Consider the following 24,106-nt stretch of genomic DNA (forward strand, 5'->3'; position numbering starts at 1 on the left):
CGGATCCGGCGGGAGCCTTGAAGCATGGATATCGGGGACAGTGTGATCGACGTCTCGGGGCTGCGCCGCCGCTACGGCCCGGCCGGGGACAAGGGCTTCGAAGCGGTGCGGGACGTCTCCTTCACCGTGGGGCGCGGCGAGTTGTTCGCCCTGCTCGGCACGAACGGTGCGGGCAAGACCTCCACGGTCGAGCTGCTGGAGGGCCTCGCGAAGCCCACCGCGGGCAAGGTGCGCGTGCTCGGTCACGACCCCTTCACGGAGCGGCGCGTCGTGCGTCCGCGGATCGGGGTGATGCTCCAGGAAGGCGGATTCCCCTCCGACCTGACCGTCACCGAGACGGTCCGGATGTGGGCCGGCTGCACCACCGGGGCCCGGCCCGCGGCCGAAGCCCTGGAGCTCGTCGGCCTCACCGGGCGCCGGGACGTGCGCATCAAGCAGCTCTCCGGCGGCGAGCGGCGCCGCCTCGATCTGGCGCTCGCCCTCCTCGGCCGCCCCGAGGTCCTCTTCCTCGACGAGCCGACGACCGGCCTGGACCCCGAGGCCCGGCACACCACCTGGGAGCTGGTGCGCCGGCTGCGTGCCGAAGGCACGACCGTGCTGCTCACCACGCACTATCTGGAGGAGGCGGAGGCTCTCGCGGACCGCCTGGCGATCATGCGCGAGGGGCGGATCGTCACCTCCGGGACGCCGGAGTCGGTGATCGGCTCCTATCCCGCGCGGATCCGCTTCGCGATGCCCGTGGGCTGGTTCGTGGGCGATCTGCCGCCGCTCGCCGAACTGGGCGTCATCCGGCACGAGGAGGAGCGCGGCCACATAGAGCTGCAGACCCAGGAGCTGCAGCGGACCCTGACGGGGCTGCTGCTCTGGGCCCGGGACAAGGACGTCGAGCTCGAAGGGCTGGATGCGCGGGCCGCCTCGCTGGAGGAAGCGTTCCTGGCGATAGCCGGCGCGGGCGGGTCCGGGGAGCCCGTCGGTGCGGGTCTCGGCGCAGGTCTCGGTGCCGGCCTTGGTGTGGATTCTGTTGCAGGGAGGAACGCCTGATGGCGATGTCCATGTCGATGTCGGTGCCGCGGATGCTGTCGCTGGGCCGGGCCGAGCTCACCCTGCTCGGGCGGAACAAGATGGCGCTCTATGTGTCGCTGCTGATGCCGGTGTTCATGGTCTGGGCGATGCGGCGCGCGATCGGCCAGTTCGACCTCGGCAAGGCCGGGATGTCGGTCAACGAGGTCGCCCTGACCGGAGCGTTCGGCTACATCCTGCTCTTCGCCGTCTATCAGAACCTGGTCAGTGCCTATGTGACGCGCCGCGAGGAGCTCGTCCTCAAGCGGCTCCGCACCGGCGAGACCTCGGATGCGGAGATACTCACCGGCACCGCACTGCCGTCGGTGGCCGTGGCGCTCGCACAGTGCGTGCTGCTGGTCGTGGCGGGCGTGTCCTGGCTGGATCTGCGGGCGGTCGAGCGGCCCGATCTGATGGCGGCCGGGCTCCTGCTCGGTCTGGCGATGTCCATAGCCCTGGCCGCGGTGACCACGTCCTGGGCGAAGACGGTGGAGAGCGCCCAGCTGGTGACCTCCCCGCTGATGCTGATCTCCGTGCTCGGCTCGGGGCTCATGGTGCCGCTGGAGGTCATGCCGGACACCATGGCGGATGTCTGCAAGCTCCTGCCGCTGACCCCGGTGGTCCAGCTGGTGCGCGGCGGATGGCTGGGCGGGATGGACGCCCACGACGCCGTGGGGGCGATCATCACAGGCATCGCCTGGACGATAATCGCGGGGTACAGCACCCGTCGGTGGTTCCGGTGGGAGCCGCGGCGCTGAGCGCAGCAAGCAAGGCAAGGGGGGCGCGGGGCTCATGGGCCTGTGGACGCGAGTACGGGAGTGGCGGGGCCGCAGCAGGGTCGCCAAGGTCGACAGCTATATGCGGTGGACGCTCTACGCGCTGCCCGTCGTCCTCCCCGCGATCGGCCTGGTCAATGTGCTCGCGGACTCCGGTCTCGGCCGGCCGTGGATCCTGACACTGGGCGGGATCTTTACCCTCCAGGGCGTCCTGGGAATCTCCATCTTCCGCCGCTCCCTCGACCACTACCTGTGGAAGAAGCCCGCCCCCTGGTGGCCGCTGACCGTGCAAGGGCTGCTGTTCGTCGCGGCGATGGCCTGCATGGTGGTCTCGTTCGGGGCCTACGGCAATCAGTACGGCTCCACGGTCGGCCTGTTCCTGTGGAACGGCAGCCTTTCGGTCTTCGGCCCGTTCACGCTGCTGGTCCGCAAGGTCCGCAGGTTCGTGGGCGCGTGCGTCGCCCTGGCACTGCTGCTCGGTCTCGGCATTCTGGCGCTCGGCGGCGACTGGAAGGCCGCGGCCGCTCTGGCGGGGGCGGTGCTCGGCCTCACCCTCTGGTGCGTGTACGTCGTGCGGTTGTCGGGCTGGATGCTGCACGTCATGTGGGAGCTGGAGACCGCGCGGGAGGCGCGGGCACAGCTGGCGGTGGCGGAGGAGCGGCTGCGCTTCGGCCGGGATCTGCACGACGTCCTCGGCCGGAACCTCGCGGTGATCGCGCTCAAGAGCGAGCTCGCCTGCCAGTTGGCCCGGCGGGGCTCGGCCGACGCCCTGACGCAGATGACCGAGGTCCAGCGCATCGCCCAGGAGTCCCAGCGCGAGGTCCGCGAGGTCGTCCGGGGCTACCGCGAGGCCGATCTGCAGACCGAGCTGCTGGGCGCCCGGGGCGTGCTCTCCGCCGCCGATATCGACTGCCGCATCGATGACGCCGTGGGCAAGACGCTGCCGCCTCCGGTGCAGTCGGTCCTGGCGTGGGTGATCCGGGAGGGCACCACCAATGTGCTGCGCCACGCCGACGCCCGGCGGTGTGCCGTGCGGCTGCGGGCCACGGCGGAAACGGCGGCCGTCCTGGTCATGGAGAACGACGGGGTGCGGGAGCCGGGCGGGGATCCCGGATCGGGCAGCGGCTCCGGGCTGGCGGGCCTGCGGGAGCGGCTCACGGTGCTGGGCGGCACGCTGACGTACGAACACCGGGCCAATGCGACGTTCCGGCTGACGGCGGAGGTGCCGCTGACCGGGGCGGGGGAAGCGGCGGATGCCGCGGTTCCCGGTCAGGCCCCGGCTGAGGCTCCGGCTGAGGTTTCGGATCGGGTCCGGAACGGGGTTCCGGTGAACGGGGGGACGGCATGAGCGTCAACATCACGCCGATACGGGTCATGCTCGCGGATGACGAGCATTTGATCCGTGGAGCGGTGGCCGCGCTACTCGGCCTGGAGGACGATCTCCAGGTCGTCGCCGAGGCCGCATCGGGTCCGGAGGCGCTCGCGATGGCCCGGGTGCACCGGCCGGATGTCGCGGTGCTCGACCTGCAGATGCCGGGGGCCGACGGTGTGGCGGTCGCCACATCTCTGCGGACCGAGCTGCCCGCGTGCCGGACCATGATCGTGACTGGTCACGGCCGCCCCGGGCATCTGAAGCGGGCGCTGGAAGTGGGCGTGCGGGCGTTCGTACCGAAGACCGTCTCGGCGCAGAAGCTCGCCGAGATCATCCGGACGGTGCACGGCGGAAGCCGTTACGTGGACCCCGAGTTGGCGGCTGATGCGATCAGCGCGGGCGACTCCCCTCTGAGCGGCCGGGAGGCCGAGCTGCTCGAACTGGCGGAGGACGGGGCGCCCATCGCGGAGATCGCGGAGCGCGCTTCACTGACGGCCGGGACGGTCCGCAATTACCTCTCGGCGGCCGTCGCGAAGCTGGGCGCGGAGAACCGTCACGCGGCAGCGCGCATCGCACGCGCTCAGGGTTGGCTATAGTGGTTCTCGCACCGCACGGGAAACGCGCGGCGCAGGCGGACGTAGCTCAGTTGGTAGAGCACCACCTTGCCAAGGTGGATGTCGCGAGTTCGAGTCTCGTCGTCCGCTCCAGCACGAAGGCCCCGGTCATCACGACCGGGGCCTTCGGCGTTTCACCGGGCGGGTGTCCGGGCCGGCGGCTCGCCGGGCAGGGGCCCGGGCAGCGGGAAGCGCAGCCGGAAGAGGGCACCGCCTGCCGGGGCCTGCTCCGCGGTCAGCTCGGCGCCGTGGGCGCGGGCGATCTGGCGGGCCATGGCCAGGCCCAGCCCGGAGCCGGGGAGGGCGCGGGCCTGACGCGAGCGGTAGAAGCGGTCGAAGACGTAGGGCAGGTCCTCGGCGGCGATCCCCGGGCCGTGGTCGCGCACCGTGAGGTCGAGTCCGCTGCCCGTACGGGCCAGGTGCACCTCGACCCGGCCGCCCGGGGGGCTGAACTTGGCCGCGTTGTCGAGCAGGTTGGACAGCAGCCGGGCGAGGCGGGCCGGGACGCCGGGGACGGTGACGCCCTCCGGTCCGGCCAGGTCCGCGGTGAAGACCGTGCCCGGCCAGTGCCCGCGGGCGTCGGCCGTACAGCGCTCCGCCAGCCGGTCGAGGCGGACTTCCTCGACGAACTGCTGCGGCTCCTCGTCGCGGGCCAGCTCGATGAGGTCGTTGACCAGGCCGGTGACCTCGCGGAGCTGGCGTCCCAGCGCGCCGGCGGCCCGCTCGCGCTGGGCCGGGGTGAGCCGTTCGGCGCGGGCGAGGAGCTCGGCGTTGGTGCGCAGCGCGGTCAGCGGGGTGCGCAGTTCATGGGAGGCGTCGGCGACGAGGCGGCGCTGGGCCGCGACGGCCTCCTCCAGCTCGCCGAGCATGGTGTTGAAGCTCGTGGCGAGGCTGGTGATCTCGTCGTCGCGGCGGGCCTCGTAGGGGGCGAGCTCGATGCGGTGGGCGGGGTCGCGGGTGGCGGCGATGTGCTCGGCGGTCGCCGTGAGCCGGGTCACGGGGCGCAGGGACGTCCGGGAAGCGAAGTAGCCGAGGCCCGCGGCGAGGAGGACACCGCCGCCGCCGACGGCTGCCAGGAGCAGGCCCGCCTGCCGCACGCCCTTGTCGACGGTGTCGGAGCGGACGGCGACCTGCAGGGCTCGGTCGCCCTTGACCGGAGTGGTGAGCATCCGCATGGCGTGGCCGTCGAGCGTGATGTTGCTGTAGTGCTCCCCGAGGGTGCCGGCCGCGACGCGGCGGGTGGCCCCGGTCACGGGCAGCACGAGGCCGTCCTGGCGCGGGGCGGCCGGGTCGGCGCGGACGGTCTGCGCGCAGGCGGGTGCGGCGAGCCAGGTGCACTCGCCGTACAGGACGCCGGCGGGCTCGGTACGGCTCTGCTGGGCGATGAGGGTGGCCTGCTGCTTGAGCTGCAGGTCGAGCTGGCGGACCAGTTCGTAGCGGATCACGACGTAGGCGGCGGCCAGGACGCCGAGGGCGACGACGGCCACGGCCACGGACGTCACGAGGGCCAGCCGGGCACGCAGGGGCCTGCGGCCCAGGAGGCGTCTGCGCAGGCTCAGGGCCCTCACTGCTCCGCCAGCCGGTAGCCGATGCCGTGCACGGTGTGGACGAGCCGGGGGGCGCCGCCCGCCTCCAGCTTGCGCCGCAGGTAACCGATGTAGACGGCGAGGGAGTTCGAGTCCGGGCCGAAGTCCGTGCCCCAGACGCGCTCCTGGATCACCTCGCGGGGCAGCACCTGGCCCGGGTGCCGCAGCAGCACGTCGAGCAGGGCGAATTCGGTGCGGGTGAATTCGAGGGGGACGCCGCCGCGGTCGCCGCTGCGGGTGGCCGGGTCGACGGTGAGGTCGGCGAAGGACAGCGCGGCGTCGTCGCCCCGCTCGGCCGGCTCCGCCGGGGCCGCGCGCCGCAGGAGGGCCCGGAGGCGGGCCAGGAGCTCGTCCAGGGCGAAGGGTTTGACGAGGTAGTCGTCCGCGCCCGCGTCGAGGCCGGCGACGCGGTCGGAGACGGCGTCGCGGGCGGTGAGCACGAGGACGGGGGTGCGGTCGCCGAGGGCGCGCAGGCGGCGGCAGACCGCGAGGCCGTCGAGGACGGGCATGGCCAGGTCCAGCACGATGGCGCCTGGCGGCGTGGCGGCGACGGAGGAGAGTGCCTCCAGGCCGTCGGCCGCGGAACGCACTTCGTAGCCCTCCATGCTCAGGGCGTCGACTACGGCTGCCCGTACGTCGGGGTCGTCGTCGACGACGAGAACGGCCGTCTCGGCCATGGCGCCTCCGGCGGGGTCGGCACGGGTGGGGTGCCCCCGCGGGCCGGGGGCGCCCGTGGGGGTGCCCCCAGCGGCTTGGGGTGCCCCCAGCTTGACAGGGCTCTCTTAGAGGGCTCTTAGATCGGCACCGCCGGATGCGCCATATGCGGCTGGTCACCGCTGCGGCGGAAGAGTGTGCCGGGCTCTGCCCGGCTGCCCCCGCGAGGGTCTCCGGCGGTTCGGCACCGCCGGATGCGCCGTATGTGGCTTCTCGCCGCTGCGGCGGAGGAATGTGCCGGGCTCTGCCCGCTGCCCCGGCGAGTGCCCCCGGCGGTTCGGCACCGCTGGAGGCACAGACCGTGGCCGGTCGCCGTGGCGGCGGTTGAAGGGGCCGGCGGTCCGCCCCTTCACCGGGTCCGGGTCCGCGGACGTACTCCTCCGCCGCGACGGCCATCAGCCCCCGCCGGGGTGTCCGGCGGTGCCAGGACCGCCTCGGCCAGGGCGCTCCTCCCGACCGCCCGGGGACGTCAGTCCCTCAGGGCCGTCACGCCCACGTCGTGCCGGTGAGCCGCTCGTACGCCTCCACGTACTTCGCGCGGGTGCGTTCCACCACGTCCTGCGGGAGTTCCGGCGGGGGCAGCTCGCCGTTGCGGTCCCAGGCGGCGGACGGGGACGTGAGCCAGTCGCGGACGTACTGCTTGTCGAAGGACGGCTGCGGCCGCCCCGGCTGCCATGTCTCGGCGGGCCAGAAGCGGGAGGAGTCCGGGGTGAGCACCTCGTCCGCGAGGACGAGGTCGCCGCCCGCGAACCCGAACTCGAACTTGGTGTCGGCGAGGATGATGCCCCGGTCGCGGGCGATGTCGCGGGCGCGGCCGTAGACGGCGAGGGTCGTCTGCCGGAGCAGGGCGGCGGTCTCCGCGCCCACCTGCCGGGCCACTTCCTCGTACGACACGTTCTCGTCGTGCTCGCCGACCGCAGCCTTCGTGGCGGGGGTGAAGATCGGGGAGGGCAGCTCGGAGCCGTCGGTGAGGCCCTCGGGGAGGGCGAGCCCGCACACGGTGCGCGTCTGCTTGTACTCGGCGAGGCCTGAGCCGGTCAGGTAACCGCGGGCCACACACTCCACCGGCACCATGTCGAGCGCACGGCAGATCATCGTGCGGCCCTCCCAGTCGGCGGGGGCGCCGGCGGGCAGCTCCGTGGAGATGACGTGGTTCGGGACCAGGTCGGTGAGGCGGTCGAACCACCACAGGGACAGCTGGGTGAGGACCCGCCCCTTGTCGGGGATGAGGGTCGGCAGCACCCAGTCGTAGGCCGAGATGCGGTCGGTGGCGACCATGACCAGGTTGCCGTCCGGGTCGCGGTAGAGGTCGCGGACCTTGCCGGTGTGCAGATGCACCAGCCCGGGCACCTCGATCGGCTCGGGCTTCTCTACGAATCCGGACACGCGTCCTCCTGGTGGTTTGTCCAAGCACCACGATTCTGCCGTACGTCCGTGCGCGCGCCCCGGCGAGGGTCAGCAGCGCTTGCAGATCCGGTCGAGGAGGTTGGCCGTGGCCCGCTGGATCCGGGCGTCGGTGTGGCCCGGCCGGTCCAGGGCGGGTGACCAGGCGAAGGTGCCCGCGGCGAAGACCAGGGCGCCGCTCGGGGCGCGGTAGAGGGACGTCTCCTGGTGGCGCTTGTTGCCCTCGCCGTCCAGGTACGGGGAGTGGGCCAGCAGGATGCGGCGGGTGTGCTCGGGCAGGGCCGTTCGGGGGTAGTAGCGGTCGGCCTCGCCGGCGACGAGGCCGGGCAGCTCGTCGCCCTCGCCGGCGCCGGTGGCGTCCCACAGCCAGTGGTCGGCGTTGCGGACGACCATGGGGGCGGGCTCGGGCACCCGGCCCGCGTACTGGATGCCCAGCACCTGCTGCTCGGCGGGCGAGACGTCGCGCCAGAGCGCGGAGCGGCCGGGCCCGCGGCGTTTTCGGCAGGTCAGGAGGTGGTCGGGGCCGGCGGGCGAGGGGGCGAGCTCCACCTGCCAGTACATGGTGTTGGCGGAGAGGAAGACCAGCGACGTGCCGGAGTCGCGGGCCAGCTCGGCGGAGCGGCGCATGGCCGGGGACCAGTACTCGTCGTGGCCGGGGAAGACCAGGCCGCGGTAGCGGGAGGGGTCGACGCGGCCCGCGTGGAGATCGCGGGTGTCGGCGTAGGCGAGGTCGTAGCCGTAGCGCTCGGCCCAGCGGATGAAGTCGTAGGCGTGGCCCACGTGCAGCGGCAGGCCCGCGCCCGCGAAGGGGCGGTCGAAGGAGACGGTGGTCGCCGCGCCCTCCTCGCCCAGCAGCCGGCCGTGCTCGTCCCAGGCGTGGTAGAGGCTCGCGCCCGTGCGGCCGTCCTCGGGGTAGAGGTTGTAGGCCTGCCAGGTGATGTCGGGCAGGACGAGGAGGAGGTCCGCGGGGTGGGTGTCGCGGACGAGGAAGGGGATGTGGCTGCGGTAGCCGTCGGCGGTGGTCAGGACGGCCACGTAGGCGCCGAGGCTCCAGTAGCTGGGGATCTGCAGCCGCCAGGAGAGCCACCAGTGGTGGCAGGAGACCGTGCGGTCGACGGTGAGGGGGGCCGGCTGGACGATGCCGGACAGCCGCGGGCTGGTGGTGATCTTGGAGGCGCCGTCGCCCGCGTAGTGGCCGATGCGGTAGACGTCCACGCCGAACTGCTGCGGCGGATCCACGGTGATGCGGAAATCTATGGCCTCGCCCGGGGCGACCGCGCTGTTCGAGGCGAAGCCCTTGATCTGGAGGTGGACGTCGTCGGCGGTGCGCGGGCCGCCGCTGCGGGGGGCGGGGATACGGGCACCGCCGGCTCTGCCTCTGCCACCCGCCCCGCCCCCGCCGCCGCCCCGCTCCGGGACGGGGTGCACGTACCAGGGGATGATCTGGCCCGTGTCGTCGAAGTAGTGCTCGCTGCCGCGCAGCCAGGGCAGCGGGCCCTGGCCGAAGGGGTCGGACACGGCGTGCGCGAGTGCCCCCGACTCCCAGCGGCGGATCTGGTCCATCCCCATGGCGTGCTCCCTCCCCTACGTCCCCCGACGCCTGCCGATTTCCGTCTGTCCGGGCGTGGCTCACTGCGGTCACTGGCGCACGGCGGACCCCAGCACATCACATAAAGCGCCCGTCTCGTCACTGCTCGTCGCGAAATTCCCCGGTAAGTGACAGGGCGAAGGATCACCGAACGTCACAGGGCTCACACGCTCACACCAGACGGACGGGCTTCTCGGGGCGGACCCCGACCTCGCCGAGCCAGGCGCGCAGCGGGGCGTCGTCCCCCTCCTCGATCAGGCTGAGGACCGTGGGAGCCAGGCCGGGGCGGCGGGCGCCGCCGACCAGCAGGGCGGGGCCGTCGAGCCAGTCCAGGCCCGGGGCGGCTCCGGCGGTGTCCACGGCGGCGCAGCAGACCATGGCCGTGACGTGGTCGGCGAGCAGCTCACGGCCGCTGCGGGGCGGCTGCAGCGGGAAGAGGGGCGAGAGGCCGTCGACCCAGGGGTCGGCCCCAGTGCCGTAGGCGCTCCGCTTCGCCGCGAGCTCCTCCTGGGCGGCTTCCCGGGCCACCTCGGCGCCGAGCCGGGCCCCCAGCTCCTCCGCGACGCCCCCGGCCGCGGGGCCTACCAGCCGCTCCAGGACCCGGGCCACGGTGGGCGCGGCGGCCATGCCCGCCGGGGGCGCGGGGGCGGGGGTGAGGGCCGGAAGGGCGTCCAGGACGTCGAGGACGCGGTGGAGGCGGGCGGCCTCCAGCCGCCACTTGCGGTCCACGACCTCCTCCGGATACTGGCTCCAGGCCACGGGCGACCAGTCCGGGCCGGACTCTGCCGGGCCGCCGTGGAAGAGCCGGGCCGCCAGCAGGGAGGCGGCCTCGTCGATCGCGCCGGGCTCCTCCAGCAGATCGCAGGCCGGGCGCTCGCCCAGGCGGGAGGCGAAGCCCTCCGCGAGGCGGTCGCGGCGGGAGAGCTCGGTGAGCGCGGAGACGACGCCGGCATCGAGCCGGGAGGGCCAGCGGCCCATCCGCCAGGCGGGCAGCGCGACCCTGTTCAGCAGCCGGTCCCAGCCGGCGTAGGCGAGGCCCACCTGCTCCTGGGCGACGATCCTCAGGCCGTAGTCCACGCTCTGGGCGCGCTCCGAGGCGGCCGCCGCGACCCCCCGCTCCATCTCGGCCGCGTGCGCCCGGCAGGAGCTCAGCAGCAGCCGGGCCGCACCGCCGACGAATGCCAGGGCGGGCCGGCCCGCCGCGACGGCCACGGCGGCGTCCAGCCCGCGGACGAAGCGGCGGGCCGCGGCTATGTCGGGATGGGCCGCGGGGCCCGTGCCCGCGACGACCGGCGCCAGCAGGGCGCGCAGCTCGGCGACGCGCATCCACCACAGGAACGGCGAGCCGATCACCAGCACCGGCGCGGCCGTGGAGCGCCGCCTGGGGCGGGCCAGGGCGCGGCGGGGGCGCGGGCCGTTCGCCGCGCCTTGGCCCGCGCAGTGCGCCGGGTGGGTGCGGTCCTCCAGCCAGCTGTCGCAGTCGGGGGTGAGGGCCATGGCCGACGGGGCCGGGACCTCCAGGCGCTCCGCGAGATCACGGACCAGCCGGTAGAGATCGGGCGCCTTCTCCTCCGGGATGGCGACGGTGGGGCTCAGGGCCGGTCTGGCGCGGGCGACCACGGCGGCCACGCCCGCCGTCAGGGCCAGGGTGAGGACCGCGACGCCGAGAACCGCCCAGCGGGCGGTGGACCAGGCGCCGCCGTCCGGGATACGGCCCATGGCGATGCCGGCCGCCAGCACGACGGCGGCTGCCGCGGGCAGCAGGGCGACGGCCAGCGCGGCGCTGCGGATGCGCAGCACCGCGAGGGCTTGGGCGCGTGCGACCAGCACGCCTGCTTCCGGACCTGCCACGAGACCGATCACCCCCTGTTGCCAGTTTGTGCTCCGTCGGAACCTCGGACCGAGGAGTGCGACAGCGGACGCAACGCCGGGGGGCGTTGCTCTCCCCCCACTGTGGCACCGGCCTCTGACATCGCAATGCCGGTGGGCCAGTCGCCTGATGCTCGCCTGATGCCCGGCACTTCCGCCCGGCACTTCGCTTGCGCCGCACCCTAGTTGGGGGTGGGGCGCGCGTCAGCTAGTTGGCCAACCGGTCACCCGATGGAATGGCTTTGGTCAAAGCCGGGGCCCTTGCCGGGCAGGCTCGACGTATAGGGGGCGGGGCCTACTTGCCAGTACTGGCCTACTTGCCAGCACGCGGTACGCCCCCTGCCGCAGGCAAAGGGCGTACCGCGCTCGGTGGTCTTACGAACCCTCCGCCGCTCGCGCAGCGATGTCCGTGCGGTGGTGGCCGCCCGGCAGGTGGACGCGGGAGACCGCCTCGTACGCGCGCGTGCGGGCCGTTTCGAGGTCCGGTCCCGTGGCCGTCACCGACAGGACGCGGCCGCCTGCGCTGACCACGCGGCCCTCCGCGTCGTGGGCCGTGCCCGCGTGCAGGACGTACGCGTCGTCGAGCTCCGCGGCCTCCGCGAGGCCCTCGATGACGTCACCCGTGCGCGGGGTGCCCGGGTAGTTGTGCGAGGCGACGACGACCGTGACGGCGGCGCCGTCGCTCCAGCGCAGCGGCGGCACGGACGCGAGCGTGCCCGTGGCGGCGGCGTGCAGCAGCCCCGCCAGGGGCGTCTTCAGGCGGGCGAGGACGACCTGCGTCTCGGGGTCGCCGAAGCGGGCGTTGAACTCGATCACGCGGATGCCGCGCGAGGTGATCGCGAGCCCCGCGTAGAGCAGGCCGGAGAAGGGCGTGCCGCGGCGGCGCAGCTCGTCCACGGTGGGCTGCAGGACCGTCTGCAGGACCTCGTCCACCAGCTTGGGGTCGGCCCAGGGCAGCGGGGAGTACGCGCCCATGCCGCCCGTGTTCGGCCCCTCGTCGCCGTCGAGGGCGCGCTTGAAGTCCTGGGCGGGCTGGAGGGGGACGACCGTCTCGCCGTCGGTGACGGCGAAGAGGGAGACCTCGGGGCCGTCCAGGAACTCCTCGATCACGACGCGGCCGCAGGCCAGCGCGTGCTCGCGGGCGGCCGCGAGGTCGCCGGTGACGACGACGCCCTTGCCGGCGGCCAGGCCGTCGTCCTTGACGACGTACGGCGCACCGAAGGCGTCGAGCGCGGCGTCGATCTCTTCGGGCGTGGTGCAGACGTAGGCGCGGGCCGTGGGAACGCCGGCCGCGGCCATGACGTCCTTGGCGAACGCCTTGGAGCCCTCCAGCTCCGCGGCCTGCGCCGAGGGCCCGAAGACAGGAAAGCCCCGCTCGCGCAGGGCGTCTGCGACGCCTGCGACCAGCGGGGCCTCGGGGCCGACGACCACCAGGTCCGCGCCCAGGGACGCGGCGAGGCCGGCGACGGCCGTGCCGTCGAGGGCGTCCACCTGGTGCACCTCGGCGACCTCGGCGATCCCGGCATTGCCGGGGGCGCAGTGCAGCGCGGTGACGTCGGGATCGAGGGAGAGTGAGCGGCACAGGGCGTGTTCGCGGGCGCCGCCGCCGATGACGAGGACCTTCACACCGGTCACCCTATTGCCTCGTCGACTGATCGCTTTCCAGGGTCGGTATGACGACTCACGGAAACGTCACTGCAGCGGCCCCGTACGGCCGCAGGACAGGCGGAGGACAGCGTGCACGTCCCCGCCACCCACTCTTTCGGGTGATGCCGAACCGCGGCTTATACCGGATTCGTCTGCGCTTACGGGCGGAAAAGCAGCGATCTTGTCTCCAAGACCGACCGTTCGGCGGTAGGAAGGGGGCTCGCGATCCGCATGCGGCAGAGGGAGTGCACGGGTGAGCCAGCCGGAGATGCAGCCCGAAGGGCTCCCCCGCGAGCAGAGCGGGAGGGACCGCGGCGACCTGCGCGGCCGTACCTTCCCGCTCGGCGACTGGGGGGAACCGGCGGAGCGTCTCGATGAGCTGTACCGCTGGGTGGAGAACGGTGCCCTGTATTTGGTCGACTGGTATCTGGCGGACCGGGCCTGGAAACGCCGGTGGGCGCGGGCGCTGCGCATCGGCGCCGCGGCCTGCGCGGTGGTGGGCTCCGCCCTGCCGCTGCTGCAGCTGACGAACGTCGTCCGCACCGGCTGCGCCTGGGGCTTCCTGGTGCTGCTCGGGTCGGCGGCCTGCGTCGCCTGCGACCGCTACTTCGGCCTGACGTCCGGCTGGATGCGGGCCGTGGCCACGGCGCAGGCCGTGCAGCGGCGGCTGGAGGCGCTGCAGTTCGACTGGGCGTCGGAGTGCGTCCGCGAGGTCCTCGGCCCCACCGAGGGCACGGCCAGCGAGGCGGCCGAGCGCTGTCTGAGCGTGCTGCGGCGCTTCTCCGAGGACGTCTCCGAGCTCGTCCGGGCGGAGACGGCCGACTGGATGGTGGAGTTCCGGGCGGGGCCGACGCCGCTGCTCACGCAGTCGCTGGTGTCCTGGGGCCCGCGGGGCGAGGGCGGCGGCCCGCTGCCGCGCTTCCCGATGCCCCCGGGGACCCGGCCGAACATGCCGCGGCAGCGGCCGCCGGAGTCCCCGCGCTGACCGGGTCCGAGTCCCCGCGCGGATCCGGCTCGGGGTCTGGTACGGCTCGTGGCCCGAGCGGTATCGGACCCCGAGCCGGATCCGCCTCAGCTGAAGACGATCATCGACCCCTGGCCCAGGCTGCGCGTCGCCGCGGCGTGCAGCCCCAGCCAGACGTGCCGCTCCCGGGCGAAGGGGCTGTCGTCCTGCGGCCCGGGCGCCGCCCGCTCCTCCAGCCCCGTGGGCCGTTCCGGAGCGGCCGGTGCGGCAGGCGGGTTGGCGGGATCGATGCCCAGCGCGGGTGCCACGGCGTGCAGTTCACGCAGCAGGCCCTGACTGGAGCCCAAGGGGCCGCCCCCCTCCAGCAGTTCGTCATTCGTCAGCGGGTGCGCGAAGTCCACCGGGACGTACGCTCCTGCGTGGTCGTAGTGCCACACCAGGTGCGACTGCTGCGCCGTCGTCTCGAACATCTCCAGCAACTGCTCGTAGTCCCCGCCCAGTTCGTCCACGGGCGTGACCGCGAGGCCGCACAGGTTCAGCAGATGGGCGCGGCGCAGGAAGTGCAGGGCGTCGTAGTCGAAGCCCGCGACGGGCGCCACGTCCCCCGAGAGCCCCGGCATATAGCCGAAGACGGGGACGGGCGGCAGTCCGGCCTCGCCGAGCGCCTTGTCGTACGCGGCTATCTCCTCGGCGAAGGGGTTGTCGGGGCTGTGGCACAGCACGTCGACGAGGGGGACCAGCCAGAGGTCACAGGCCACGTGAACTCACTCTCGTTCGCGACGACGCAACGGCTTCCCGTACGCACGGGCCCCGGGCCCTGCCCGCTCGCACACCGGCCGTTGCTGCGATGGTCGAGCCAGCGTAGTGCCGCCGGGCCGGTTGTCATACCGGGCGGGAAGCCTCGATGAGCGCCAGGGAGTGCTGGTTGTATGCAGTGATGATGCGCTCGGCCTCCGCGGCGTTCTGCTGGGCCACGGCCTCGACCAGTTCGCTGTGGCCGTGCCACAGGCGCCCGCGGAGCGAGGGCATCCGGCGCAGCAGCGGGACGGTGAAGACCCAGCCCTGCACCCGGACCGTATTCAGGAAGTCGGATATATACGGGTTGCCCACTATTGCGGCGAGCTCACGCCAGAAGCGGAGGTCGTAGCCGATGAGGATGTCCAGGTCGCCCGCGACGGCGGCCCTCGACGCCTCCTCGGCCCGGCGCCGCACGGAGGCCAGGGCGGCGGGGGTGACGCTGCGCAGCGCGCGGTCGGGCGAGCGGCGGAAGATGCCCTCGACGATCAGGGAGCGGGCCTCGACCATGTCCCGGAAGTCGGCGTAGGTGAATTCGCGCACGCGGTAGCCCTTGTGCAGTTCCACATCGAGCAGGCCCTGTGCACACAGGTCGAGCAGCGCCTCGCGCACGGGTGTGGCCGAGACGCCGTACTGCTCGGCGATCTCCTTGACCGTGAACTGGCGGCCCGCAGGGAGACGCCCCGCGATGACCTCGTCACGCAAGGCGTCGGCGATCTGCTCGCGCAGCGTCGTGCGTCTGACAGCCTCGCTGCCCGGCATCGTTCTCCGTCTCCCCTTTCCCGACCGCGCGCCATGTGCGGACGGCCTCGCAAACGATATGCGAGGGCCGTCCCGGGCAATATGGCCGTGCGCACAGGAACGGGGAACGGTACCTCATGGGGTTTGTGCCGTTACGAGTGGGCTGGGGCGATGCGGCACCTCCGGGGCACAGCACGGTGGTTGATCGTCGTTGCAGCGGTTGCTCGTCTTGCAGCGGCTTCTTGTTGCCTGCGGCAACGACAAGCAGTTCAGCCTCAGACCGTGAAGCCGTCCGCCACCGTCAGCGCCTCGTCCAGGATCGCGAGGCCCTCCTTGGCCTCCTCCTCGGTGACGGTGCACGGCGGCACCACATGGGTGCGGTTCATGTTCACGAACGGCCACAGGCCCGACTTCTTGCAGGCCGCAGCGAAGGCCCCCATGGGCGCGTTGGCCTCGCCCGCCGCGTTGTACGGCACCAGCGGCTCGCGCGTGGCCCGGTCCTTGACCAGTTCCACGGCCCAGAAGACGCCCAGGCCGCGCACCTCGCCGACGCTCGGGTGGCGCTCGGCGAGCTCCCGCAGGCCCGGGCCGAGGACCTGCTCGCCGATCCGGGCGGCGTTCTCCACGATGCCCTCCTCGGCCATCGCGTTGATCGTCGCCACGGCGGAGGCGCAGGCGAGCGGGTGCCCGGAGTAGGTGAGCCCGCCGGGGTAGGGGCGCTCGTCGAAGGTGGCGGCGATCTCCGCGGAGATCGCGACGCCGCCGAGCGGCACATAGCCGGAGTTGACGCCCTTGGCGAAGGTCAGCAGGTCGGGGGTGACGCCGAAGTGGTCGGCGGCGAACCAGCGGCCCGTGCGCCCGAAGCCCGCCATGACCTCGTCGAGGACGAACACGATCCCGTAGCGGTCGCAGATCTCGCGGACGCCCGCGAGGTAGCCGGGCGGCGGGACCATGATCCCGGCGGTGCCGGGGACGGTCTCCAGGATGATCGCGGCGACGGTGGCCGGGCCTTCGAAGACGATCGTGTCCTCGAGGTGGGCCAGGGCGCGCTCGCACTCCTGCTGCTCGCTGCCGGAGTGGAACGGCGAGCGGTAGAGGAACGGCGCCCAGAAGTGCACCACGCCGGCCGAGGCGGTGTCGGAGGGCCAGCGGCGCGGGTCGCCGGTGAGGTTGATCGCCGTGGCGGTCGCGCCGTGGTACGAGCGGTAGGCGCTCAGCACCTTGGGCCGGCCGGTGTGCAGGCGTGCCATGCGGACGGCGTTCTCGACGGCCTCGGCGCCGCCGTTGGTGAAGAAGATCTTGTCGAGGTCGCCGGGGGTGCGCTCGGCGACGAGGCGTGCGGCCTCGGAGCGCACGTCCACCGCGAAGCCCGGGGCGATCGTGCACATCCGTGCCGCCTGCTCCTGGATCGCGGCGACGACCTTGGGGTGCTGGTGGCCGATGTTGGTGTTGACCAGCTGGCAGGAGAAGTCCAGGTAGCGGTTGCCGTCGTAGTCCCAGAAGTAGGAGCCTTCGGCGCCCGCCACGGCCAGCGGGTCGATGAGGCCCTGCGCGGACCAGGAGTGGAAGACGTGCGCGCGGTCGGCGGCCTTGACTGCGGCGCCGGCTGCGGGGTCGGCGGTGGGGTGCTGCGTGCTCACGGTCGTTACCTCGGATCGGTCCGGGAGGTGCCCCTGCGGTGGACAACCGCCAGCGTAGGCAGGCCCGGTCCGGCCCGACACCGGCACTGTGTATGGCTCTTGCCACGCCCGGCGACACACTGCCGGGCGGCCCGCGGCACCATCACAGCGTCAGCGCCGGTGGTGCGCCACGCCGCAACGACCAGGGAAATGCGCAAATTCCGCGAATGGTACGAGCCGCATGCTACGGTCATTTTCCGTTGCAGTTATGGACCCAGTCATATGCGCGCCTGAAGGTCTGCGACCTTCAGGCGCCGTTGTGTTTTACGGGCCGGCGGTCCGAAGGGCCGTACCGCGACGCGTAATTCCGTGGTGCCCGGAATTCCGGCACCGCCGCCATCGAGGAGATCATCTTGGCTACCGGCATCGTGAAGTGGTTCAACTCGGAGAAGGGATTCGGGTTCATCGCCCAGGACGGGGGCGGCGCCGACGTCTTCGCGCACTACTCGAACATCGCAACTCAGGGCTTCCGGGAACTGCAGGAGGGCCAGAAGGTCACCTTCGACGTGACCCAGGGCCAGAAGGGCCCCCAGGCGGAGAACATCATTCCGGCCTGACCCTCCCCCAGCCACCGCCCGGACGCCGGGCAGTGCGGACCGGGGCCACGTACTTTCCGAGTGCGGGGTCCCGGTTCTTTGTGCTCCCGCTATTCTCCGCAAGGAAACACGGGGGACACGGAGGACCTGCGCATGGACAGCCTGAGGGCAGAGGACCCACGCACACTCGGCGCGTACCGGCTGCTCGGGCGGCTCGGCGCGGGTGGAATGGGACGGGTCTACCTGGCCCGCTCCGACCGCGGCCGGACGGTCGCGGTCAAGCTCGTCCACCCCGAGCTGGCCGGCCAGGAGGAGTTCAGGCGGCGCTTCCGCCAAGAGGTGCACAGCGCACGCCAGGTCGGCGGGGAGTGGACCGCATCCGTCCTCGACGCCGACACCGAGGCGGAGACCCCCTGGGTCGCCACCGGCTACATCGCCGGTCCGTCCCTGCGGCAGGTCGTCGACCGGGACTTCGGGCTGCTGCCCGAGCGCTCCGTGCGCATCCTCGGCGCCGGCCTCGCGCGCGCCCTGCAGGCCGTCCACGCCGCGGGCATCGTCCACCGCGACCTCAAGCCGTCCAACGTGCTGATCACCCTCGACGGCCCGCGCGTCATCGACTTCGGCATCGCCCGCGCCCTGGAGACCGTCACCGACGGCGGCGGCCTCACCCGCACCGGCGCGACCGTCGGCTCCCCCGGCTTCATGTCGCCCGAGCAGGTGCGCGGCGGCCGGATCACGCCCGCCAGCGACGTCTTCTGCCTCGGCTCCGTGCTGGCCTACGCGGCCACCGGCCGGATGCCGTTCGGCACGGCGGACAGCGGCGTCCACGCCCTCATGTACCGGATCGCGGAGGAGCAGCCGGACCTCGCCGAGGTGCCGGCCGGGCTGCGCCCGCTGATCACGTCGTTCCTCGCGAAGGATCCGCAGGACCGGCCGACGCCCGCGCAGGTCCTGGAGGTCACCGGCGTCGAGGAGCTGCTCGGCGACCTGCGGTCCGCCGAACCGTGGCTGCCCGGCGGGCTGGTCGCCCAGCTCGGGCGGCACGCCGTCCAGTTGCTGGACGTGGAGGAGCCCGCCCCGGCCCCCGGGCGCGAGGAGCCCGGGCACGCGCCCACGGCGATATCCCCGGCGGGGGCACCGGCCCTGCCGCCCGCACGGCAGGACCCGCCGACCGTCACGGCCGGCAGCCCGCCGCCCCCGCCGTCACCGCACGCCCAGCCCCTGCCGCCGGCCGCGCCCGTGCCCGCCCCGGCGCCCTACGGCTATCCGCAGGCGAACCCGTACGGCCACGGCAACGCCCCCGGCCGCGCCCCGAACCCCTACGACTCGGGCACCTACGTCACCGGGCCCGTCCCCTACGGACCGCCCGCGCCGCGCCGCTCGCGCACACCCGTCATCCTCGCCGCCGTGGTGGCCGCCGGCCTGATCGCCGGAGGAGGCGCGGTCTTCCTCGTCAAGCAGCAGGAATCCGCGAAGAACGACGCCCACAGCAGCAGCGGCCCCGCACAGTCCGCCGGTCCCGGCACGAGTGCGCCGTCCGCCCCCTCCACGGCAGGCTCCACCCCCGCACCCGCACCGGCCACCAGCCCCGGACCGGGCGACGACACCGGCACCGGCACCGGAACGGGGCCCCAGGCGTTCGCGGGCACCTGGCAGTCCACGTTCGGCAGCGGCACGCGCACCAACAACCGGACCATCACCATCTCGCGGGGCACCGCCGTCTCCGTCACCATCCAGGGCAGCGGCGTCCTCGACGACGGCACCTCCTACAGCTGCCAGTGGAGCGCGACCGCGACCGGCGGCGGAACCGGCGGAGCCCCTCTGCGCATCGGCCCGTCCAGCGTCACCCAGGCCAACCCCACCTCGGCCTGCCAGCCCGGCTCCGCCTCGGACCTGGTGCTGCTGCCGGACGGCAGGATGCGGCGCGACTTCGTCGACAGCGGCACGAAAGATGCGTCGCTGGTCTACCGGAAGACCGGCTGATACCCGAAGATCGCCTGAACGCGGCGCAGGCTGAAAAGCCGGCGCCCCGGTGGCCGTGAGCCACCGGGGCGCCGTGCACGCGCGCGTGCTGCTTCCTGAGAAGCGGACGAGCTACGAAAGGAACGAGTTGATCTCGATCGTCTCGTCGCGGCCCGGGCCGACGCCGATCGCGGAGATCGGCGCGCCCGACATCTCCTCCAGCGCCTTCACGTACGCCTGCGCGTTCTTCGGCAGCTCCGAGAAGGTCTTGGCCTTGGAGATGTCCTCGGTCCAGCCCGGCAGCATCTCGTAGATCGGCTTCGCGTGGTGGAAGTCGCTCTGGCTGTAGGGGAGCTCCTCGACGCGCTTGCCGTCGATCTCGTAGGCGACACAGACCGGGATCTGCTCCCAGCCGGTGAGCACGTCGAGCTTGGTGAGGAAGAAGTCCGTCAGGCCGTTGACGCGGGTGGCGTAGCGGGCGATGACGGCGTCGAACCAGCCGCAGCGGCGGTCACGGCCGGTGGTGACACCGCGCTCGCCGCCGATGGTGCGCAGCGCCTCGCCGTCCTTGTCGAACAGCTCGGTCGGGAACGGACCGGCGCCGACGCGCGTGGTGTAGGCCTTCAGGATGCCGATCACGCGGTTGATCTTCGTCGGGCCCACGCCCGCACCCGTGCAGGCGCCGCCCGCGGTCGGGTTCGAGGAGGTGACGAAGGGGTACGTGCCGTGGTCGACGTCGAGCAGCGTGCCCTGGCCGCCCTCGAAGAGGACGACCTTGCCCTCGTCGATGGCGTTGTTCAGGATCAGCGTCGTGTCGGCCACGAACGGCTTGATCTGCTCGGCGTAGCCCAGCAGCTCGTCGACGATCTTGGCGGCGTCGATCGCGCGGCGGTTGTAGAGCTTCGCCAGGATCTGGTTCTTGAAGTCGAGGGCAGCCTCGACCTTCTGCTCCAGGATCGACTCGTCGTAGAGGTCCTGGACGCGGATGCCCACGCGGTTGATCTTGTCCGCGTAGGTCGGGCCGATACCGCGGCCGGTGGTGCCGATCTTCCGCTTGCCGAGGAAGCGTTCCGTCACCTTGTCGACCGTCGTGTGGTACGGCGTGATCAGGTGTGCGTTACCGCTGAGCAGCAGCTTCGACGTGTCGACGCCGCGCTCGTTCAGCCCGCTCAGCTCGGAGAGCAGGACCGCCGGGTCGACGACCACACCGTTGCCGATGACCGGGGTACACCCCGGCGAGAGGATCCCGGAAGGGAGGAGATGCAGCGCGTATTTCTGGTCGCCGACGACCACCGTGTGGCCGGCGTTGTTGCCACCTTGGTAGCGCACCACATAGTCCACGGATCCACCGAGGAGGTCGGTGGCCTTTCCCTTGCCCTCGTCACCCCACTGAGCACCGAGCAGCACAAGTGCGGGCACAGGCGTACACCCCTTCCGGGCGGGGCATGTCCAACGTGCGTGGTGGTGTCACCCCGCTTGCTCAGGGCGTACACCACCGCTAGAGCCGTCGAACCGGTGCCCCGGATAGACGAAGCCCCTGGCGCAACAGCGACAGGGGCTCTTGCACCGAGAGATTACCGAATATTTCGCTCGGGGGACGAACAGAAAGACCCAGGGCCCCGGGTCGCGACCGGGGGTCCGGGGGTCGTGCCCCGGGAAAAACAGCACCTGAGGAAGGACCGAGGTGTCGGCTCCAGACCCCATCGAGCAGGCTCTGCTCGTGGTCATCGACCCGGTCGCCCGCCGTGTGGACGGCGAGTCCGTACGGATCGCGAGGGACGTGCTCCGCGGCGGCGCAGCGACCAAGATCTGTCTGCCGGACGGGCCCGAGGAGGTCGAGCGCGCCCTGGCCCGGCGCGGCCGGCGGCGGCCGGTCGTCATCGGCGACGACCGCGCCCTGCTGCACGTGGTGAACGTCCTGCAGCGCCGCCGCGAGCTGGGGGACATACCTGTGTCCGCCGTCCCTGTGGGGCCCCTGCCGGCCGTCTCGCTGGCTCAGACGCTCGGGGTGCCCCTGGGGCCCGTCGCCGCCGCCCGGGCCGTTCTGGACGGCACTGAGCGGCGTCTGGACGTCTTGGTGGACGACGGCGGGGGTGTGGTTCTCGGCGGACTGTGGGTTCCCGGCGGCTACGGACCGGGCGGCGAGACGGATGTGCCGGCCGGGCCCGCAGGACCGGCGGGGACGGCTGGGCCGAACGGGTCTGCGGAGGCCGGCGAGGCCGGTGCGGAGGCCGTGGAAACGATGGACGCGGGCTCCGGCCCGGGTTGCGGCGCGGCGGAAGGCATGGGCGGCAGAGGTGGCGAAGGTCACCAGCCGTGGTGGTCCCCCGCCGCGCGCACGGCCCGCTCCGCGCTCACCCTGCTGACCGGTCCCGGTCCGGCGGCAGAGGGCCGCGTCCCGGTGCCCGGCTGCACCCGCCTGCGCATCGAGGCCGACGGGGTTCTCGTCACCGACCTCGACCGGCCGGTCACCCGCGTGTCCCTGGCCGCCGCGGACGGCGGCCTCGCGGAACTCACCGTCCACACCCACGACGCGGACCGCCCCCAGCGCTCCCGCGCCCGCCGCATCACGATCTCCGGCCCGGCCTTCCGCTACCGGGCGGACAACGCCCTCACGGGCCCGGTCCGCAGGCGGACGTGGACGGCGCATGCGGAGGGGTGGCGGCTGGTGGTGCCGCGGGGGTAGCGGGCCTCAGGGATAGCGGGCAGGTCGGCGGGGGGCGGGCCCGGCGGCCCGGGTGGCGGTCAGCCGCCCGGCGTGACCAGGCCCGCCTCGTAGGCGAAGACCGCCGCCTGGGTGCGGTCGCGCAGACCGAGCTTCACCAGGATGCGGCTGACGTGCGTCTTGACCGTGGACTCGGCGACGACGAGGTGCGTGGCGATCTCCGAGTTGGAGCGCCCCTGCGCGACCAGCACGAGCACCTCCGTCTCCCGCTCGGTCAGCTCCCCGACACGCTCCTGTGTGGGCTGCTTCGGCGCGCCCAGCCGGGAGAACTCCTGGATGAGGCGCTTGGTGACCGTGGGCGCCAGCAGCGCCTCCCCCGCGGCCACCACCCGCACCCCGTCCGCGAGCTGCCGCGCCGAGGCGTCCTTGAGCAGGAAGCCGCTCGCTCCGGCCCGCAGCGCCTGGTAGACGTACTCGTCCAGATCGAAGGTGGTCAGGACCAGCACCTTCGCGTCCGCGTCGGCGGCGATGATCTCCCGGGTGGCCTCCAGGCCGTTGAGGACGGGCATACGGATGTCCATCAGCACGACGTCAGGGCGCAGAGTGGCGACTTTTTCCACAGCCTGCCTGCCGTCGACGGCCTCGCCGACGACCTCGATGTCCGGCATGGCGTTCAGGAGGACGGAGAAGCCCTCGCGGACCATCATCTGATCGTCCACGATCATCACGCGGATGGTCATGCGGCGGCCTCGCCCGAAGCGGCGCCCTCGCCCGGAGCGACCGGAAGGAAGACCGCGATCTCGTAGCCGCCCTCGTCCGTCGCCTCGGCGGTCATCTCGCCGCTGAGCATCGCGACGCGCTCGCGCATCCCGAGGACGCCGTGGCCGGCGCCGGGGGACGGCTTGGCCAGCCGGTTCGGCGCGCCGTTGACCACGCGCAGGCCCAGCCCGCCGAGGACGTAGCTGACCTCGACCCGTGCCTGGGCGCCCGGCGCGTGCCGCAGGACGTTGCTGAGCGCCTCCTGGACGATCCGGTACGCCGAGAGCTCCACGCCCTGCGGCAGCGGCCGCACGGCGCCCGTCGTCACATGCTCGACGGCCAGGCCGGCGGAGCGGACGTTGTCGATCAGGGCGGGCAGCGCGTCGAGCGTGGGCTGCGGGGCCTCGGGGTCGGCGAACGCGTCGGGGTTCTCCGACCGCACGACGCCGAGGACCCGGCGCAGCTCGGTCAGCGCCGCCACGGCGTTCTCCCGGATCGTCTGGAACGCGGCCGCGAGCTCGGGCGGGGTGTCCTCGACCCGGTACGGGGCCGCCTCGGCCTGGATGGCGACGACCGACATGTGGTGCGCCACGACGTCGTGCAGCTCACGGGCGATGTTCGTGCGCTCCTCCAGCACGGTGCGGCGCGAGCGCTCGACCTCGGTGACGGCCACCTGGGCGGCGACCTGCTCCTTGGTCTCGCGCAGGCCGCGGACGGCGGCCACGGCGAAGAGCAGGACACCGGAGAACAGCATCATCTGGAACAGCTCACCGCCGAAGGAGCCGTACCGGCTGACGGTCCGGAAGAACACCCCGATGAATATCCCCATCGCCCCGGTCAGCAGCCACATCTCGGCCGCCACGCGGGGGCGGGTCCGCAGCGTGACGACCAGCATGACGAAGAGGTGGGAGAAGAGCATCGCCGGGAGCCACTGGCCGAGCGCGTAGCCGCCCAGCGTGCTGGCGAAGAGGATCACCCCGGCGGACAGCCACCAGGCGCCGACCGGCCGGAAGAGCGTCGTCAGCATCGGCGCGCCCACGAGCACCGCCGCGAAGATGCCGAACAGCCCGCCCTCGTGGGCGAGCGTCGCGAGCATGACCATGCCGGTGAAGACGACGAGCGCGGCGTGCGGGAACCACCGGGTGTACCGGGCGGCCCGGCGGGGCAGCAGCCGGACCAGCCGGTGGTCCACGGCGAGCGGCGGCAGCGGGCGGAAGGCGAAGGCGTCGTGGAAGAGGTCCTCGCGGAGCCGGTCGAGGGCGCCTCTCACTATCCGCATCTCACTGCGCAGGCGGGGCTCATAGGTGTCGGTCACACCATCAACCGTAGGCAACGGCGATTCGTAGGACGTCCCCATGAATGGGGATCTCCGGGGG

The 24,106-nt window shown here is 72.8% G+C and carries 20 protein-coding genes and 1 tRNA gene; 9 read left to right on the forward strand and 12 right to left on the reverse strand.

The window, feature by feature from the left end:
- Window positions 1-24: 24 nt before the first annotated feature.
- The 5 genes from IE241_RS29070 (at window position 25) to IE241_RS29090 (ending at window position 3,914) form a co-directional block, all read left to right on the forward strand.
- A complete protein-coding gene (locus IE241_RS29070; RefSeq protein WP_190024830.1) occupies window positions 25-1,041 on the forward strand; it encodes an ABC transporter ATP-binding protein in 1,017 nt (338 codons plus the stop codon).
- On the forward strand, window positions 1,041-1,817 hold the full coding sequence (locus tag IE241_RS29075) for an ABC transporter permease (protein WP_229899973.1): 777 nt from the start codon (window positions 1,041-1,043) through the stop codon (window positions 1,815-1,817). Before IE241_RS29070 ends, IE241_RS29075 begins: the two co-directional genes overlap by 1 nt.
- A gap of 34 nt (window positions 1,818-1,851) precedes the next feature.
- Window positions 1,852-3,183, forward strand: coding sequence for a sensor histidine kinase (locus IE241_RS29080; RefSeq protein WP_190024831.1), 1,332 nt, complete (start codon window positions 1,852-1,854; stop codon window positions 3,181-3,183).
- Entirely contained in the window at window positions 3,180-3,803 is a 624-nt protein-coding gene (locus tag IE241_RS29085; protein ID WP_190024832.1) for a response regulator transcription factor, read from the forward strand. Before IE241_RS29080 ends, IE241_RS29085 begins: the two co-directional genes overlap by 4 nt.
- Before the next feature lie 35 nt (window positions 3,804-3,838).
- Window positions 3,839-3,914: transfer RNA gene (locus IE241_RS29090), tRNA-Gly, on the forward strand.
- 41 nt (window positions 3,915-3,955) lie between these two features.
- Here IE241_RS29090 and IE241_RS29095 read toward each other — a convergent pair.
- The 6 genes from IE241_RS29095 to purD form a co-directional block, all read right to left on the reverse strand.
- Window positions 3,956-5,380, reverse strand: a complete 1,425-nt coding sequence (locus IE241_RS29095; RefSeq protein ID WP_190024913.1) for a HAMP domain-containing sensor histidine kinase — start codon at window positions 5,378-5,380, stop codon at window positions 3,956-3,958.
- 5 nt (window positions 5,381-5,385) lie between these two features.
- Entirely contained in the window at window positions 5,386-6,084 is a 699-nt protein-coding gene (locus IE241_RS29100; protein WP_190024833.1) for a response regulator transcription factor, read from the reverse strand.
- A 523-nt stretch (window positions 6,085-6,607) separates the two neighbouring features.
- Complete coding sequence (locus tag IE241_RS29105; protein ID WP_190024834.1) at window positions 6,608-7,507, reverse strand: phosphoribosylaminoimidazolesuccinocarboxamide synthase; 900 nt, start codon at window positions 7,505-7,507, stop codon at window positions 6,608-6,610.
- 69 nt (window positions 7,508-7,576) lie between these two features.
- Complete coding sequence (locus tag IE241_RS29110) at window positions 7,577-9,094, reverse strand: N,N-dimethylformamidase beta subunit family domain-containing protein (protein WP_190024835.1); 1,518 nt, start codon at window positions 9,092-9,094, stop codon at window positions 7,577-7,579.
- Between the two features lie 190 nt (window positions 9,095-9,284).
- A complete protein-coding gene (locus tag IE241_RS29115; protein WP_190024836.1) occupies window positions 9,285-10,976 on the reverse strand; it encodes a hypothetical protein in 1,692 nt (563 codons plus the stop codon).
- A 381-nt stretch (window positions 10,977-11,357) separates the two neighbouring features.
- Window positions 11,358-12,608 carry a phosphoribosylamine--glycine ligase gene (purD, locus tag IE241_RS29120; RefSeq protein WP_190024914.1) on the reverse strand — a complete coding sequence of 417 codons (1,251 nt, stop codon included), beginning with the start codon at window positions 12,606-12,608 and terminating at the stop codon, window positions 11,358-11,360.
- A gap of 274 nt (window positions 12,609-12,882) precedes the next feature.
- On the opposite strand from purD, the gene IE241_RS29125 reads away from it, so the two are divergent.
- The gene (locus IE241_RS29125) at window positions 12,883-13,614 is read left to right on the forward strand and encodes an SLATT domain-containing protein (RefSeq protein ID WP_190024837.1); all 732 of its coding nucleotides are present in this window, start codon (window positions 12,883-12,885) and stop codon (window positions 13,612-13,614) included.
- 86 nt (window positions 13,615-13,700) lie between these two features.
- On the opposite strand, the gene IE241_RS29130 is transcribed toward IE241_RS29125, so the two are convergent.
- From IE241_RS29130 to IE241_RS29140, 3 genes are all read right to left on the reverse strand, one after another.
- Window positions 13,701-14,351 carry a putative DNA-mimic protein gene (locus IE241_RS29130; protein ID WP_168093063.1) on the reverse strand — a complete coding sequence of 217 codons (651 nt, stop codon included), beginning with the start codon at window positions 14,349-14,351 and terminating at the stop codon, window positions 13,701-13,703.
- 124 nt (window positions 14,352-14,475) lie between these two features.
- The gene (locus tag IE241_RS29135; RefSeq protein ID WP_190024838.1) at window positions 14,476-15,150 is read right to left on the reverse strand and encodes a GntR family transcriptional regulator; all 675 of its coding nucleotides are present in this window, start codon (window positions 15,148-15,150) and stop codon (window positions 14,476-14,478) included.
- 254 nt (window positions 15,151-15,404) lie between these two features.
- The gene (locus IE241_RS29140; RefSeq protein ID WP_190024839.1) at window positions 15,405-16,769 is read right to left on the reverse strand and encodes an aspartate aminotransferase family protein; all 1,365 of its coding nucleotides are present in this window, start codon (window positions 16,767-16,769) and stop codon (window positions 15,405-15,407) included.
- A gap of 392 nt (window positions 16,770-17,161) precedes the next feature.
- Here IE241_RS29140 and IE241_RS29145 point away from each other — a divergent pair, with 392 nt between their 5' ends.
- Window positions 17,162-17,365, forward strand: a complete 204-nt coding sequence (locus tag IE241_RS29145) for a cold-shock protein (protein WP_030367030.1) — start codon at window positions 17,162-17,164, stop codon at window positions 17,363-17,365.
- A 132-nt stretch (window positions 17,366-17,497) separates the two neighbouring features.
- On the forward strand, window positions 17,498-19,327 hold the full coding sequence (locus IE241_RS29150; RefSeq protein ID WP_190024840.1) for a serine/threonine-protein kinase: 1,830 nt from the start codon (window positions 17,498-17,500) through the stop codon (window positions 19,325-19,327).
- A gap of 111 nt (window positions 19,328-19,438) precedes the next feature.
- Here IE241_RS29150 and IE241_RS29155 read toward each other — a convergent pair whose 3' ends face one another.
- Window positions 19,439-20,725 carry an adenylosuccinate synthase gene (locus IE241_RS29155; protein WP_058047519.1) on the reverse strand — a complete coding sequence of 429 codons (1,287 nt, stop codon included), beginning with the start codon at window positions 20,723-20,725 and terminating at the stop codon, window positions 19,439-19,441.
- A 265-nt stretch (window positions 20,726-20,990) separates the two neighbouring features.
- Between IE241_RS29155 and IE241_RS29160 the strand changes: the two genes are divergently transcribed.
- Window positions 20,991-21,992 carry a hypothetical protein gene (locus tag IE241_RS29160; RefSeq protein ID WP_229899975.1) on the forward strand — a complete coding sequence of 334 codons (1,002 nt, stop codon included), beginning with the start codon at window positions 20,991-20,993 and terminating at the stop codon, window positions 21,990-21,992.
- 59 nt (window positions 21,993-22,051) lie between these two features.
- Here IE241_RS29160 and IE241_RS29165 read toward each other — a convergent pair whose 3' ends face one another.
- Entirely contained in the window at window positions 22,052-22,711 is a 660-nt protein-coding gene (locus tag IE241_RS29165; RefSeq protein ID WP_190024841.1) for a response regulator, read from the reverse strand.
- The gene (locus tag IE241_RS29170) at window positions 22,708-24,045 is read right to left on the reverse strand and encodes a sensor histidine kinase (protein ID WP_373300800.1); all 1,338 of its coding nucleotides are present in this window, start codon (window positions 24,043-24,045) and stop codon (window positions 22,708-22,710) included. Before IE241_RS29170 ends, IE241_RS29165 begins: the two co-directional genes overlap by 4 nt.
- Window positions 24,046-24,106: the final 61 nt, after the last annotated feature.

This window comes from Streptomyces hiroshimensis (genome assembly GCF_014650335.1).
GTDB classification, from domain to species: Bacteria; Actinomycetota; Actinomycetes; order Streptomycetales; family Streptomycetaceae; genus Streptomyces; species Streptomyces hiroshimensis.

Excerpts from the sequence above, each read along its gene's own strand:
- IE241_RS29070 (WP_190024830.1), top strand. The coding sequence starts at position 25 with ATGGATATCGGGGACAGTGTGATCGACGTCTCGGGGCTGCGCCGCCGC.
- IE241_RS29075 (WP_229899973.1), top strand. The coding sequence starts at position 1,041 with ATGGCGATGTCCATGTCGATGTCGGTGCCGCGGATGCTGTCGCTGGGC.
- IE241_RS29080 (WP_190024831.1), top strand. The coding sequence starts at position 1,852 with ATGGGCCTGTGGACGCGAGTACGGGAGTGGCGGGGCCGCAGCAGGGTC.
- IE241_RS29085 (WP_190024832.1), top strand. The coding sequence starts at position 3,180 with ATGAGCGTCAACATCACGCCGATACGGGTCATGCTCGCGGATGACGAG.
- IE241_RS29100 (WP_190024833.1), bottom strand. The coding sequence starts at position 6,084 with ATGGCCGAGACGGCCGTTCTCGTCGTCGACGACGACCCCGACGTACGG.
- IE241_RS29110 (WP_190024835.1), bottom strand. The coding sequence starts at position 9,094 with ATGGGGATGGACCAGATCCGCCGCTGGGAGTCGGGGGCACTCGCGCAC.
- IE241_RS29135 (WP_190024838.1), bottom strand. The coding sequence starts at position 15,150 with ATGCCGGGCAGCGAGGCTGTCAGACGCACGACGCTGCGCGAGCAGATC.
- IE241_RS29150 (WP_190024840.1), top strand. The coding sequence starts at position 17,498 with ATGGACAGCCTGAGGGCAGAGGACCCACGCACACTCGGCGCGTACCGG.
- IE241_RS29165 (WP_190024841.1), bottom strand. The coding sequence starts at position 22,711 with ATGACCATCCGCGTGATGATCGTGGACGATCAGATGATGGTCCGCGAG.